The organism is Algibacter sp. AS12, assembly GCF_046736315.1.
In the GTDB taxonomy this organism is placed as follows: domain Bacteria; phylum Bacteroidota; class Bacteroidia; order Flavobacteriales; family Flavobacteriaceae; genus Algibacter_B; species Algibacter_B amylolyticus.
The window spans coordinates 1402224-1417414 of record NZ_CP151841.1; the positions used below are offsets into that span (position 1 = coordinate 1402224).

The window sequence follows — 15191 nt, forward strand, 5'->3', positions numbered from 1 at the left end:
TTAAGTGGCTTGAGATATAGGTTCGCTTTCTGGATTTAAATTCTTAGTGATTTCTCTATTTAAAAAATAAGCTGTTACTATTGTTGCTAATACATCGGAAATTGGAAAGGCTATCCACACGCCTAATTCGCCATAAAATTTAGGTAAGATAAAAATTAGGGGAATAAAGAAAAAACCTTGCCTTAATAAAGTTAGTACTAAGGCTTGTCTTGCTTTACCAATTGCCTGAAAATATGCTGCGCCAATAAGCTGTAGTGCAATTATAGGTGTAGCTGCAAATACCCATCTCATGGCTGGAGGTGTTTGTAACATAACTTCGGCGTTATCTGTAAAAAGCCGTGTTATGGCTTCTGGAAACACCATTAATAATATAAAAACTATGGTGGCTAAACCCGCTGCGTATTTAATGGCTGTATAAATACTTTCTTTAACTCTGGCGTACTTAAAAGCGCCATAATTAAACCCTGCAATAGGCAAAAAGCCTTGTGTAATGCCATAAACCGGAAACAATGCAAACATTAGCATACGCCCCACAATGGCATAAGCGGTAACCGATGTTTCGCCACCTAGATTGAATAAAATATTATTCATAAACAGGTACGTAATACTTACCACGGCTTGTCTTGCTAAGGTAACAAAACCTAATGATGCGATTTCTAACACAATAGGTTTTTGGAGTCCGAAATGGTATTTTTTTATTTTTAATTCGGAGTTTTTAGATAAGAAAAACCAAAAAATAAATGCAAAACAAAATACGTAAGCTAAGGTGGTTGCCCAAGCTGCTCCTGCCATTCCTAAATCTAAAAGGTTTATAAATATATAATCTAGAATAAGGTTGCCTACCGATGGAATCATCATAGCATACATGGCAAATTTTGGTTTTCCTTCTGCTCGAATTACCGTATTTCCCATCATGGATAGTGCTAAAAAGGGCACGCCATAAAGTACAATGATATAATATGTTTTTGCGGGCTCTAAAATATTGCCTTTTCCGCCAAAAGCTGGTACAATACCATCTATAAACCACAACCCTACAATAACCATAGAAATGGTTAACACTAGAGTTAATGTAATTTGATTACCAAAAGTTTTTAACGCTTTATCTGGATTATTAGCACCTAAAGCTCTAGATATTATTGAAGAACCACCAACGCCTATAGACATACCTAAGGCTGCAATAAAAAAAGAAACTGGCAACACCACGTTAATAGCCGCAATAGCTGTTGAGCCTATCCATTGCCCAACAAAAATAGTGTCTACCAAAATGTTTAGAGACATGACTAAAATACCAATAGATGCAGGAATAGCTTGCTTAACTAAAAGTTTGCTTATGGGTAGTGTTCCTAAATCTTGTGATGCTGTATTAGTCATTAAACGGTTACCGTTTTTTTAACAGGAGTCCATTCTTCAGCGATATTAGCTATAACCTGAGCAAAATCTTCACGATCGTTTAAGCACGGAATAACTGTAAAATCTTTTCCGCCAACCTCATGGAATAACTCTTCGCCTTCCATGGCAATCTCCTCTAAAGTTTCTAAACAATCGCTAACAAATGCTGGAGTTACAATAGCCATTTTTTTAATGCCGGCTTTCCCTAATCGCTCTATGGTACGATCGGTATAAGGTTGCAACCAAGGATCGAAACCTAGTCTAGATTGAAAAGATGTTGAATATGTGCCATTTTTCATGCCTAATGCTTTTGCAACATTAACCGTGGTAATTTCACATTGGTGTCGATAACAAAACTCATGTTGCTTACTTCCTTTTTTAAAGCAGCATTTACCATCCATTTTACAATTACCATTAGTAATATCACTTTTTCGAATATGACGTTCTGGAACCCCATGATAACTAAAAAGGATATGTTCGTAATCTAAACCTTCTAGTTTTTCTGCTATACTTTTTGAAAGTACTTTTATATAATCCTCACGTTTATAAAAAGCTGGTGTTCTTGTTATTTTTACTCCTGGAAAATGTTCTGAAACCAACTCATCTACCTTAACATCAATAGTTTCGGTCGTGGCCATGGCAAATTGCGGATATAACGGAATGGTTTTTATTTCTGTACAGCCTTTATCAACTAATTCTTGAAGTCCCTTTTTTATGGTCATACTGCCATAGCGCATTGCTAATGCAACAGGCATTTCTAGTTTTTCTTGAACTTTGTCTTGAAGCTTTTCGGATAATACAATAAGTGGAGAACCCTCGTCCCACCATATTTTTTTATAAGCCGCCGCCGATTGTTTTGGTCGCGTATTTAAAATGATACCTTTTACTAAAAGCGTTCTGGCCCAAAGCGGCACATCAATTACGCGTTCGTCCATTAAAAACTCACCTAAATACTTTTTTACATCTTTAGGACTTGGACTATCAGGAGAACCAAGATTAACTAATAAGATTCCTTTTTTCATATTGCAAAAATACGATACAAATTGTAATGTATAAACACTATGTCAAATATTAGTATCTAAAAAATTTAATCTCTTTATCAGTAGAACTTATAATTATTTTTGAGTCCGCATCAACTCTATAATTAAAGTTTTTATCCTTTCCTATACTAAATTGATGTAATTCTTTTATGTTCTCTATATCAACTATTCTAAGTCCCCAACTACCATCATCTAATTTATCGCGATGCATCCATAACTTATTTATTTCGTTATACGGATTATATTTTGTTTTCTTCTCAAAACTATTTATCATATCATTTACCGTAGCCCCTGCAACCATACCCATCCCTAATTCTGCAGAACCAAATTCTTTAAAATAATAAACCGTTGTAAACTCACTAGCAAAATCGTCCATATCTTTTAGTCCTGCTCGGTATAGTTCCCGATTTATCTGTCCTGCTTCTTTTGCGAAAACGGTTCCTAAAGCCATCGCACCAATTTTTGCCAAAGTTTTTAAAGCTTTTGATGGTGGCTTATAAAACAAACGACTAATTTCTTGTCCTGTATTATCTAGTTTAACTACTTCATTTCTTGAAATAAATGAATAAGTATCATTAAAGTTCTCTATTCTAGTAATGGTATCATTCCCTTTTGTGAAAGGTACTTTTTTAATAAAATTTTCTGGTTTTGAAGCGTTTTGTTTTAAAATTAATGGTGTTTCTTTTTTTACATGTTTAAACACTAGAGACTTGCTCGCTTTATTTATAGTATAATAAATCCTCTTATTTTTAATTGCAGTTTTAGATGTAATTTCTTGATTTCTTAAATCGTAACCAATTATATTATACGGTGTAATTAACAATATATAATCATCCATTTTTACACCTTCAATTAATTTATTGCTAAGAACGCTTATTGGTGTTTTAAAGGCATATTCACCTTCTTTGTTTATCCAATTAGCAAAATATTTTCCATCAACCTTGTTTATTATAAGGTGGTCGTCCCCTTGCGCATAAACTTTTTCTATTTTACCTTTTACTGGAACATTTTCAGGCCAATATTTGGACTTATCATACCCTAAATAATTAAAGCCGTTAGCACATTTTACTATAATTTGATTTGGTGCAAAATTAACAGCATAATAACGCCCTAAAGGAAAAGGCTCTGCCCATAAGTCTTTACCCGAATCTATTTCGGAATAATTCATAAAAAAACCCTGACCTCTTATTTCCGATATTGATAAAAAGCCTTCGTTATTTTTAGGGATTTTTATGTATTTTATCTTATTCTCTTTTAAGTTTTTTTTCCACTTTAATTCGCCATTATTAATATTGTAAGCTAATAAATTACTATCATAAGTAAATAGCAACGTATTATTAGTACAAACAACTCCAAACAAAAAATCATCACCTAAAATTCCTAATTCTTTTTTTGGTAATTTAATGGTCCATAAGGCTTCTGAATTATGCATTTTAACCAAAGTCAAATACCAGTTAACTTTTCGTTTTGTTCCCTTTTCCTTGTCTTTTTTTATAACTTCTTTATTCAATAAAACAGCATAATTTTCATCTCTAGAATATAGTATTTTACTATTATTAAACGCCTCAACATCAGTAGCTCTAAAAACAACATCTCCAGAAAATCTATTAATTACAATACTCTTATTACTTTTTACGGTAAATGCTTTAGTGTCATTTATTTTTAAAAGTGTGCTAGCGTCGTAATAAACAAATTTTGATCCTTTATAATCTGCTACTGGAAGAGTCCAAAGTTCTTTATCAGATTTATAGTCATATGCTTTTAGCGTTGTATTGTTGTAATAGTAAATAATATCTGTCCTTTTATCTACAGATAACCAATCTGGCGCTTTATCAAAATTTAACGTCCAAGAGTTTTCTGAATTTTGAGCAATAACAGAAACACCCATTAGTAAAAAGGAGAGTAATAATTTAATTTTCACAATAAAAGCTTTACAATACAGTCTGAAAATTACTCAAAAAAAGTTTAAGAAATCACTTTATCATTGGGAATTTTCTTTTTTTGCAATATCTGTAAAACAATAGCTTTTATTTACAATATTCTATAAATGAACACAATACAATACTTAGTGTTATATATTATTGTTAATATGCTTGTATAATTTTGGACGATCCTCATTATAATCGCAGTCTTGAAAAATACCACAAGACACATTGGTTCTTGCTAAAGATTTTTCATTATTTGCGTTTTTAGATAAGGCCTCTATTTCTGGAGTTAAATATTTCATTTTCATTGATTTTGGGTAATCAAAGTTAAGAATTAATGCCAATTTCAATAAAAACTCAGTGTTAATAGTTTGTTATTTCTTACATAAAACTAACTTAAAGACATCACATATTTTTTAGGCGTTGTACCATACTTCTTTTTAAAAGCAGCAATAAAATGACTAGAAGTACTGTAACCAACCTTGTGCCCTACTTCGTTTACATTATCGTTTCCTGCTTCCAATAATTTTCGAGCTACTTCCATTTTGTAATCCAATAAAAAACTAAAAACCGAGTCGCCATAAATTTGTTTAAAACCTTCTTTTAGCTTTTTAAGACTTAAACCAATTTCGTCTGCTAATTCCTGTAAACCTGGTGGTTCTGCCATGCGTGAAATAACAATTTCTTTGGCTTTTCTAATTTTTATAACATTGGTTTCATCCACCAAAAACGGACATTGCTCTACATCGGCGTCTTCACTTCTATTAAAATATAAACTTAACAGCTCGTATGCCTTTCCTTTAAAATATAAGGATTTTATAGATTGGTTAAGGTTGTAGTTTATGAGTTGATTTAACACAATTGCCATAGAAGGAGAAATTACCCCATCTTTATAGTACTTTTTATCCTTATTATCATCACTTAAAAAAGTAATATAATCGGCTTCTTGAGAAAATAAGCCATGAAATTTCTTAATAGAAATCAATACAGAAACCATCCATGAATGGGCATTTAACTCTAAATGAATAGGAAGATCGCGTTGCGGGTTGTAAAGTAGCAAAGAGTTTTCTTCAAGTATATTTAAACGATAGCGTCCTTCGTTAAACACAAACTGACTTGAACCTTTTACGCAAAAGTGAAATTGAATATACTCGCTATCTATTTCTTTAGCAAGAGATTGCATTTGGCTATTATCATTTTTATAAGTTAATACCAAAACACCATCATCAACAATTGTTTCGTTAAAAGTACTTTCAGCGATACTTTTATCGTTATTTATTTCTTGATTCATATTCATTTTATTTAGATTCATTCTAAATTAAACAGTAAAAACATGCCCAATTCACTACAAAAATATGATATTTATCATGTTTTACTAAAAAACAACGTTAAAAAACCACAATCGACACTAAAAGTTCTTTAAGCGTTACTTTTTAACAACGCATCACTATATTTTTGCTTCACATTTTCAGGTACAGCAATGCAGAAATATAATATAAGTAAAAGTAGTTCCTTTTATGCTATTGGTTTAAGTTACAAAAAAGCCGATGCAGATATAAGAGGACATTTTAGTTTAGATGAAGACTCTAAGCTTACATTGCTTAATCAAGCAAAGGAAAATGGTATAGAAAGTTTAGTAGTTACTTCTACCTGCAACAGAACCGAAATTTATGGTTTTGCACAACACCCTTTTCAACTTATTAAACTGCTTTGCGATAATACTCGCGGAACCGTTGAAGAATTTCAGGATGTCGCGTACGTATATAAAAACAAAGAGGCTATCTCGCATATGTTTCGCGTTGGTTCTGGTCTTGACAGTCAAATTCTTGGTGACTTCGAAATTATAAGCCAGCTAAAAATTAGCGCTAAACTATCTAGAAAATACGGCTTACTAAACAATTTTACAGAGCGTTTAGTAAATGCGGTTATACAAGCCAGTAAGCGTATTAAAACAGAAACCGATATTTCATCGGGCGCAACATCTGTATCGTTTGCCTCTGTGCAGTATATTTTTAAAAATGTTGAAAATGTTTCTGATAAAAATATTTTATTATTCGGAACAGGAAAAATAGGAAGAAACACTTGCGAAAACTTAGTTAAACACACTAAAAACGAGCACATTACTTTAATAAACAGAACTAAAGACAAAGCAGAACAAGTTGCCGGAAAATTTAATTTACTTGTTAAAGATTATGCTAATTTACAAGAAGAAGTAAGCACCTCTGATATATTAATAGTTGCCACTGGCGCACAACGCCCAACTATTGATAAACACCTTATTCAAACAAACAAACCGCTTTTAATTTTAGATTTATCTATACCTAAGAATGTTAACGAAAACGTCCAAGAATTAGATAATGTCTCATTAATTCATTTAGATCATTTATCTCAAATGACCGATGAAACTTTAGAGGCTAGAAAAGCACATATTCCTTCCGCGGAAGCGATTATAGAAGAAGTTAAAGCAGAATTTAATTGCTGGTTAGAAACCAGAAAATTTGCTCCAACTATTAAAGCTTTAAAACATAAATTATCTGATTTTGCTAGTGCAGAATTAAACACCCAACGCAAGAAAAACGTTAATTTTAATGAAGCGCAAGCCGAATTAATTAGTAATAACATCATTCAAAAAATCACCAATCATTTTGCACATCATTTAAGAGATGATGATGTCTCTACTGATGAAAGCTTGGAACTTATTAAAAAAGTATTCCAATTAGAACCGTCTACAAAAAATGTCTAAAACCATAAGAATTGGTACTCGCGATAGTGAATTAGCACTATGGCAAGCCAACATTGTTAAAAAATTACTAGAAGAAGCTGGTCATAAAACCGAACTCGTACCTGTAAAATCTACAGGCGATTTAGTTTTAGACAAACCCCTTTACGAGCTTGGTATTACTGGTATATTCACCCGTACATTAGATATCGCTATGTTGAATAACGACATTGATATTGCTGTGCATTCTTTAAAAGACGTGCCAACAGTTTTACCAAACGGAATTATACAAGCAGCTGTTTTAAAACGTGGCAATGTTAACGATACATTGGTTTTTAAAGACAATGAAGAATTTTTAGGCGCTAAAGAAGCCGTTATTGCTACTGGTAGTTTACGTCGTCGAGCACAATGGTTAAACCGTTTTCCAACACATACCATTACAGATTTACGTGGTAATGTAAATTCACGTTTACAAAAACTGGAAGATAGCGAATGGAATGGTGCTATTTTTGCCGCTGCAGGTATTGGGAGAATTGGAATACGACCAGAAAAAGCTATTAATTTAGACTGGATGATTCCAGCTCCTGCACAAGGTGCAATTATGATTACGGCTTTAGAAGAAGACGCGTTTATAAAAGAAGCCTGTGCCGCATTAAACCACGAAGAAACAGAAATTTGTACCGCAATAGAACGCGAATTTCTAAATAAACTAGAAGGTGGTTGTACAGCTCCGATAGGCGCTTTAGCATACATTAAATATGAAGAAATCAACTTTAAAGGTGTATTATTAAGTCCAGACGGAACCAAAAGAATAGACGTTACCCGAGTTAAAAAACTTGGTGAACATCATGATATGGCACAATATTGTGCCGATTTTGTAATTGAGCGTGGTGGTAAACGCTTAATGGATAAAATTAAAAATTCAGAGAGAAAAACAAACGTATATTCTACAAAGAGTTTTACTGAAGACCAACGTTTACTGTTTCATGAAAAAGTAGTCGCAGAAAGTTCAGATTTTATTAAAATAAGTTTGAATCGTATTGCGCCACGTTTATTAAAAAATGAAATCGAAAATGTAGTTATTACCAGCAAAAACGCAGTAGAATCTTTAACTACAAACTATTCGGCAATAGAGTTACAATTCAAAAATATTTACTGTGTTGGCCGAAGAACAAAACGTTTGGTCGAAAATAAAATAGGCAAGGTTAAGCATACCGAAAAGAATGCAAAAAAACTTGCTGAATATTTAACCGATTATATTGAAGGCACCGAGGTTACTTACTTCTGTAGCGATTTAAGATTAGACGACTTACCTAACATTCTTGAAGAAAACAATATAAAAGTTAATGAAATAGAAGCGTATCAAACCAAGTACGATGCTGTAAAAGTTAACAACTCGGTAGAATCTGCTATGTTTTACAGTCCATCAACCGTTGAAAGTTTTGTTAAAGCAAATAACACAGAGGTTATTGCTTTTTGTATTGGCGAAACCACAGCTAAAGAGGCTAAAAAACATTTTAAAGATGTTAGAGTTGCAAAAGTACCAACTGTAGAGAGTGTAATTGAATTAGTAAACGAGCATTATATATAATGGTTATTGGCTATTAGTTGTTGGTTAGTAGTCTTACCACAAACCTCAAACAACTATTAACTAATAACCATTAACTAGCAACCATTAAGTAGCAACCATGTTAAAAAACGATTTATTTTTACGAGCATTAAAAGGAGAAACAGTTAATCGTCCACCAGTATGGATGATGCGTCAAGCAGGTCGTTACCTTCCAGAATTTATGGAAATAAAGGCTAAATACGATTTCTTTACACGTTGTCAAACGCCAGAGTTAGCAAGCGAAATTACAGTACAACCTATCCGTCGTTACGGCATGGATGCAGCCATTTTATTCAGCGATATTTTGGTAATTCCTCAAGCCATGAATATTGAGGTACAAATGAAACCAAATTTTGGTCCGTATTTACCAAACCCTATTCGCTCTCAAAAAGATGTCGATAATGTTATTGTTCCAGATGTAACCGTAGCTCTAGATTACGTTTACCAAGCCATTAAAGCAACCAAAGAAAAACTGAATAACGAAATTCCGTTAATAGGTTTTGCAGGTTCACCATGGACCATTTTATGCTATTGCGTGCAAGGTCAAGGCAGCAAAAATTTCGATAAAGCCAAAGAGTTTTGCTTTACAAACCCAATTGCAGCACACCAATTATTACAAAAAATCACAGATACCACTATAGCTTACCTTAAAGAAAAAGTAAAAGCAGGATGTAACGCTGTGCAGGTATTCGATTCTTGGGGCGGTATGCTGTCACCAGTCGATTATCAAGAATTCTCATGGCAATATATCCAACAAATAATCGATGCCTTAAAAGACGATGCTCCGGTAATCGCCTTTGGAAAAGGGTGTTGGTTCGCACTTGGCGAAATGGCCAAATCTGGTGCCTCTGCTTTGGGTGTAGACTGGACCTGTTCTGCGCGTAACGCACGTTATTTAACCGGCGGAAACATTACACTACAAGGAAATTTCGACCCAACACGACTATTTTCTCCACCAGCCGAAATCAAAAAGATGGTGCACCAAATGATAAATGATTTTGGTAAGGATAAATACATTGTAAACCTTGGTCATGGTATTTTACCAAACATTCCATTGGATAATGCCAAAGCGTTTATCGATGCCGTAAAAGAATACGGAAACTAAAATATTTTGGGCGTTACCTACTTTTTTATGTAACAATCGGTTTTAAAAATATACTTATCGTTATAAAAAAGTAGGTCGCGCTTTCACTACTCGCTCTCTGCGAGGAGCTCAAACAGACGGTTCAATCCCTAACGCAACAGAAACGTTATGATAAAGAACATCATTTCAGGAATTAAAGCATACTTCGGTGCTTTCAATCTAATTTCAAAATTAAAACTCTGGAAATATTTTGCTATTCCTATGCTAATTAGCCTAGTAACCGCAATCGTTGTTTTTGGTTCAGCTTACGGCTTATCAGATAATATTGGCGCATTCATATCAAAAATTTGGATTTGGGATTGGGGTAAAGAAACATTCGCGTCCATAAGTAATTTTATAGGCGGATTAATCATAGTGGTCATTGGGCTCATCCTTTATAAACACATCATTATGGCTTTATCGGCACCATTTATGAGTCCCGTTTCCGAAAAAATAGAAGCTCATTTTACAGGTAACCCACCACATTCACACAGAAATACAAGCTTTTCAGAACAATTATGGCGAGGTATTCGAATAAATCTAAGGAACCTATTTAAAGAACTGTTGTTTACCATTCCTATTCTGCTTTTAAAACTTATTCCTGTAGTTAATATATTTTCAACCATTTTACTCTTTATGCTACAAGCCTATTATGCCGGTTTTGGTAATATGGATTACACACTAGAGCGTCATTATAACTATAAAGATAGCTTACAATTTGTAAGCAAACACAAAGGTTTAGCAATAGGTAACGGTATTGTTTTTATCCTGTTTTTATTAATTCCGGTAATTGGTGTAATTTTAGTGCTACCCTTATCGGTAACAGCGGCTTCAACAAAAACGGTAGAAGCGATTCAAATTAAAAACAAACCCAAACATGCAGCTTAACTTTGCATCTTATCGCATTACACCTATTCACCCAAAAGATGGATGGTCTTTATGCAACTTTGCTGTTACCAACGAAGACCGATTAAAACGCTATTTCCCAAAAACTTTAGAACAGAATTTAACACCCGATTTATCTAATATTTTTGTTGTTAAAAAAACAAAACAGTTTGAATCCAAAGATGAATTTTTATTCACTATTAAGGAAATTGAAACCCACAAATTAATTGGTTTAGTGTATATTAAAGAAGTTAACTGGATCACCAAACAAGGTGAATTCGCATATTGCATCGACTACAGTTTTGAAGGTAAACGCATAATCACCGAAACTGTAAAACAGTTATCAGACCACGCCTTTGAGAGCTTAGGTTTAAAAACGCTTCAAATTATAGTCCATGAAAGTAATACAGCTAGTTTAAAAGTTGCCATAAACAACAATTTTACGCATATTAAAACACTAAAAAACGAACATACACCTCCAGGAGAACAGCCTTTAGATATGGAGTTGTATGAGCTTTATAAAGAGATTGAATAAATGAAAGATAAATTCTATCAATACATACAAAATTTACAAGACAGCATAACCTCAAAGCTTGAAGCTATTGATGGTAAAGCTAAATTTCAAGAAGACATTTGGAAACGGCCAGAAGGTGGTGGTGGCCGCACGCGTGTAATTGAAAACGGTAATGTTTTTGAAAAAGGAGGCGTTAACATTTCTGGTGTTCATGGTAAATTACCAGACAGCATGCAAAAATATTTTGGCGTAGAAGATGCCGATTTTTTTGCCTGCGGATTAAGTTTGGTTTTGCATCCTACAAACCCAATGGTGCCAACCGTACATGCCAATTGGCGTTATTTTGAAATGTATGATAAAGCAGGAAACATTGTAGACCAATGGTTTGGCGGCGGACAAGACTTAACACCATATTACCTGTTTGAAGACGATGCTAAACACTTTCACCAAACTTGTAAAACAGCTTGCGATAAGCATAATCCAGAATTCTACCCAAAATACAAAGCACGTTGCGACGAGTATTTTTATAATGCTCACCGAAACGAAGGCCGAGGTTTAGGCGGTTTATTTTTCGATTATTGTAAAGCTACCGATGATATGAGTATGCAAAATTGGTACAACTTTGTAACCGAAGTTGGTAATAGTTTTCTAGAAGCTTATGTTCCTATTGTTGAAAAACGTAAAGATTTACCATATACAGAAGCCCAACGCAATTGGCAAGAAATTCGTCGCGGACGCTACGTAGAGTTTAATTTAGTACACGATAAAGGCACACTTTTTGGCTTAAAAACAAACGGACGTATAGAAAGTATTTTAATGAGTTTACCACCGCATGTACAATGGGTTTACGACCACCATCCGGAAGCTGGAAGCGAAGAAGAAAAACTTATTAAAGTATTACAAAATCCCATAAACTGGGTTTAACAACATTACTATGGACTGTTACTGCGGAAGTTTAAAAACCTACTCGAATTGCTGCCAAAAGGCTCATATAAACATAACTGAAGCCAAAACCGCAGAGCAACTTATGCGATCTAGATATGCGGCTTTTGTTAAAGCCGATGGCGATTATTTAATGGAAAGTCACCATCCTTCTACCCGACCAATAAAAGAAAAAGCGTCGATTGTAAAATGGGCAAAATATGTAGAATGGATAAAGCTAGAAGTTCTAGAAACAACAAAAGGCACCGAAACCGATACCGAAGGTACTGTTACGTTTCAAGCGTATTTTTATGAGAAAGGAAAAGTGGAAATCATTTACGAAAAATCGGCTTTTGTAAAAGAAAACAATACTTGGTTTTATTTGGGGTTGAGCAAATAACTACTTCCAAACAATCACCTCTTTAGACACCTCTTTAAAGGCATTATAAGCATGAAATAATCTAGCTTTCAAAAGGAGTTTTCGGCCTTCAACTTGTCGTGTAAACACCAATTTATTTCTACCCAAAAATTTTGTCCAATGCTTCTTAAAAACGAGTGCATTTTCCTTCTTGTTGCCAAAAATTTCAGGAACAGGATAAAAATTTTCAACGTTAAGTCGTTTTCTAAAAAAACTGGTCTTTATAATTAAATATCGAGGCGAATCTACAGGATCTAACATTTCGGTTAATGCCCTAGAAAATAAAGCACTCTCGTAATTATTAGCTCCAACTAGCATACATACCACATCACCTTTATCTAAACGAGATGCAACCACTTCAATATTTTGAATACTAGTATTTAAAAGCTTCAACTCATGCATGGTATTAAGTATGACTAAACCTATTTTTTTAATCTTTTTATGCAAGTATCCATAACGTAAATACAACGACACCGCTTTGTATAATTTTAAACCAAAACGAAACACAAACGCCCCCATAAACGCATAAATAAAATACGTTAACCCACGACTAATAATAAGTTGCAGACCTTCTAAAATAAACTCAAAATAAAACCACAACATGGTTACCGATAATTCGGCAACAAAAAACCGAACAACATCAAAAAAGTAAATTTGCTTTTGGGCTTTATAAGGTTTCTCATCTAGATAAAGCCATTTAACTTGTTTAGTTAATTTTGTACCGTTTCCAATGGAACTTGCCCATTGCTTTGTAATTACTGGTCTTTGTCGAGATTTTTGTAAAGTTTCAGTATTTAGGCTATCAATAGCTTCTACCGTTAGGTTTTTAGGAAAATTAAGGCGATTAAAACCATTAGATATAAAAGGAATTGAGGTGTTTGTAATACCAACAAAGGCTTCAAAACGTCGTTTTAATATATCAACTTCTCGTCCGCCATCTGTTGCCGTTGGATCTACACAAGCTAAATGCCAAATGTTTCCTGTTTTATTAGGTTTGCTAGCATCCTTTCTAATCGCTCTACCTCGCATTTGGTTTGATGACACAAAAGACCCCACAAAAGAAGCCAAAATTAAACTATTAATTGAAGGTGCGTCCCAACCTTCGCCTAACAACGATTTTGTTCCTATTAAAACCTTTATAGTACCATTCTCGAAAAGCTGCGTAAGTATTTCGACTATCGATTTTTCGGGTTTACCTTTAGTCGTTACTTCCAAAAATTCGTGGTCACTAACTAGAGGAGAAAACGAAAAATTATCCGTATTCCCTATCGCTTCAAAAGCCTTTAAAATAGAAGTGTGGATTATAACCAAACTACCCGTTAAGACAGCTAATTCGTGGTTATAAGAACAATATGTTTTTACATATTTAAAAATAGGCAAAACACCAATTTTATTAATGGTTTCAATAGCTTGTTTAGAGGTGTTTAAAAACTCTTTCCGGATGTAATCGGTTAAAATGACACAGCTTAAGTTTTCTCCTAAAGCTTCCCTTTCGGACGCCACAATCTTTACAATACTTTTAAGCTTGCTTGGGCTATACGCCAAAGATTTATAAAGCAATTGCTCGCCAACAAAATTCACTTGGTTGCGTTCTAAAACATTAAGGCGTCTTAGTTTTTTTTCGAGTGTAATAAGGTAATCTTCGTGAGTTAGCAGAGTTTCTCTATCTGTAACCAAAAGGTTTTTAAGCAGAATTTCCAACCATTCTAAATTGAGTTTTGGAAACTGAATGGTTTCATTTTTATTAAAACCCAAAATTTCTAAGGTTTCTGCTTCAATGGAAATTCCACAGGCATTCAAAAAAATTAAAATGGATGAGAAGTAGGATGTATTCGAGTAAATTTCATCCAAATGAATCTTTGGGTTCTTATAAAACCTATGGTTTTTAAGTAGTGCTGTAAACGATTCATCATGCGATACATCATCTTGAAATTTCGATATTTTTTGTCGGTATTCAACAATGAAATTAATTTCTAAATCGTTGGGTTTCGAAAAATATACAAAATCTTGATGCGGACATAAATCGTTTTCTTTTACCAAATCGGGTACCGCAATTTCATCGTCTACCTCGCCACATAATGTAAAGTATTTGGCAAGCTCGCTTCGGCTACTATCGTAAGGTGGTGTTGCAGTTAGTGCCACTACAAAAAACGAATTACGGTTTTTTAAAGCCATAAGGCATTTCCACCAGGCACTTTTTAAATGGTGTGCTTCATCTAAAACTACGGTTCCAATATTATGGGTTTCGAAAAATTTAAAATAATCTTCGTCATCTTCAAAAGACTTATAAAGCGCATGAAGCGATTGGTAGGTTGAAAACGTAATATCACTAGGCGATTTTATGTTAAAGGAACAAGCCTTAAAACTATTACCTTCAGTAAAAAACTCCTGCAGCCTACTCTCCCATTGATTTCTTATAGTAAGCGTAGGTGCTAAAACCAATGTCTTTTTGCCTAATCGCCTTAAAATTTCGATTCCTAAAATGGTTTTTCCCGATCCCGGAGGCGCAATAACATGAAAATGGTGGTCTAAAATATGACTATCAAAATTTTTTAATAGGGTTTCCTGATAACTTCGCCAAGGGAACTTAAATTCTAAAACACTTAGGGATTCTAGCAATACAAAATGAGTTTTAATGATTAACTTTG

The 15191-nt window shown here is 33.8% G+C and carries 13 protein-coding genes; 7 read left to right on the plus strand and 6 right to left on the minus strand.

Annotation, left to right across the window (positions count from 1 at the left end; all coding sequences use genetic code 11):
* From AAFN75_RS05885 to AAFN75_RS05905, 5 genes are all read right to left on the minus strand, one after another.
* The gene (locus tag AAFN75_RS05885; protein WP_411808675.1) at nucleotides 1-1371 is read right to left on the minus strand and encodes an MATE family efflux transporter; all 1371 of its coding nucleotides are present in this window, start codon (nucleotides 1369-1371) and stop codon (nucleotides 1-3) included.
* The gene (hemH, locus tag AAFN75_RS05890; protein WP_411808676.1) at nucleotides 1371-2411 is read right to left on the minus strand and encodes a ferrochelatase; all 1041 of its coding nucleotides are present in this window, start codon (nucleotides 2409-2411) and stop codon (nucleotides 1371-1373) included. Before hemH ends, AAFN75_RS05885 begins: the two co-directional genes overlap by 1 nt.
* 49 nt (nucleotides 2412-2460) lie before the next feature.
* A complete protein-coding gene (locus AAFN75_RS05895; RefSeq protein WP_411808677.1) occupies nucleotides 2461-4350 on the minus strand; it encodes a hypothetical protein in 1890 nt (629 codons plus the stop codon).
* Between the two features lie 150 nt (nucleotides 4351-4500).
* Nucleotides 4501-4656, minus strand: a complete 156-nt coding sequence (locus AAFN75_RS05900; RefSeq protein ID WP_411808678.1) for a hypothetical protein — start codon at nucleotides 4654-4656, stop codon at nucleotides 4501-4503.
* 89 nt (nucleotides 4657-4745) lie between these two features.
* Nucleotides 4746-5645 (minus strand): helix-turn-helix transcriptional regulator, encoded by a 900-nt coding sequence (locus AAFN75_RS05905; protein WP_411808679.1) that lies wholly within the window; start codon nucleotides 5643-5645, stop codon nucleotides 4746-4748.
* A gap of 189 nt (nucleotides 5646-5834) precedes the next feature.
* On the opposite strand from AAFN75_RS05905, the gene hemA reads away from it, so the two are divergent.
* The 7 genes from hemA to AAFN75_RS05940 all read left to right on the plus strand — a co-directional run bounded on the left by hemA (nucleotide 5835) and on the right by AAFN75_RS05940 (nucleotide 12525).
* A complete protein-coding gene (gene hemA / locus AAFN75_RS05910) occupies nucleotides 5835-7097 on the plus strand; it encodes a glutamyl-tRNA reductase (RefSeq protein ID WP_411808680.1) in 1263 nt (420 codons plus the stop codon).
* A complete protein-coding gene (gene hemC / locus AAFN75_RS05915; RefSeq protein ID WP_411808681.1) occupies nucleotides 7090-8664 on the plus strand; it encodes a hydroxymethylbilane synthase in 1575 nt (524 codons plus the stop codon). Before hemA ends, hemC begins: the two co-directional genes overlap by 8 nt.
* A 97-nt stretch (nucleotides 8665-8761) precedes the next feature.
* The gene (hemE, locus tag AAFN75_RS05920) at nucleotides 8762-9787 is read left to right on the plus strand and encodes a uroporphyrinogen decarboxylase (RefSeq protein WP_411808682.1); all 1026 of its coding nucleotides are present in this window, start codon (nucleotides 8762-8764) and stop codon (nucleotides 9785-9787) included.
* A gap of 147 nt (nucleotides 9788-9934) precedes the next feature.
* Nucleotides 9935-10693 carry an EI24 domain-containing protein gene (locus tag AAFN75_RS05925; protein WP_411808683.1) on the plus strand — a complete coding sequence of 253 codons (759 nt, stop codon included), beginning with the start codon at nucleotides 9935-9937 and terminating at the stop codon, nucleotides 10691-10693.
* Nucleotides 10683-11225: a GNAT family N-acetyltransferase gene (locus AAFN75_RS05930; protein WP_411808684.1), complete on the plus strand. Its 543-nt coding sequence runs from the start codon at nucleotides 10683-10685 to the stop codon at nucleotides 11223-11225. The genes AAFN75_RS05925 and AAFN75_RS05930 overlap by 11 nt, the downstream gene beginning before the upstream one ends.
* Entirely contained in the window at nucleotides 11226-12128 is a 903-nt protein-coding gene (gene hemF, locus AAFN75_RS05935) for an oxygen-dependent coproporphyrinogen oxidase (RefSeq protein ID WP_411808685.1), read from the plus strand.
* A 10-nt stretch (nucleotides 12129-12138) separates the two neighbouring features.
* Nucleotides 12139-12525, plus strand: a complete 387-nt coding sequence (locus AAFN75_RS05940) for a YchJ family protein (protein ID WP_411808686.1) — start codon at nucleotides 12139-12141, stop codon at nucleotides 12523-12525.
* Here AAFN75_RS05940 and AAFN75_RS05945 read toward each other — a convergent pair whose 3' ends face one another.
* Entirely contained in the window at nucleotides 12526-15162 is a 2637-nt protein-coding gene (locus tag AAFN75_RS05945; protein ID WP_411808687.1) for a DEAD/DEAH box helicase family protein, read from the minus strand.
* Nucleotides 15163-15191: the final 29 nt, after the last annotated feature.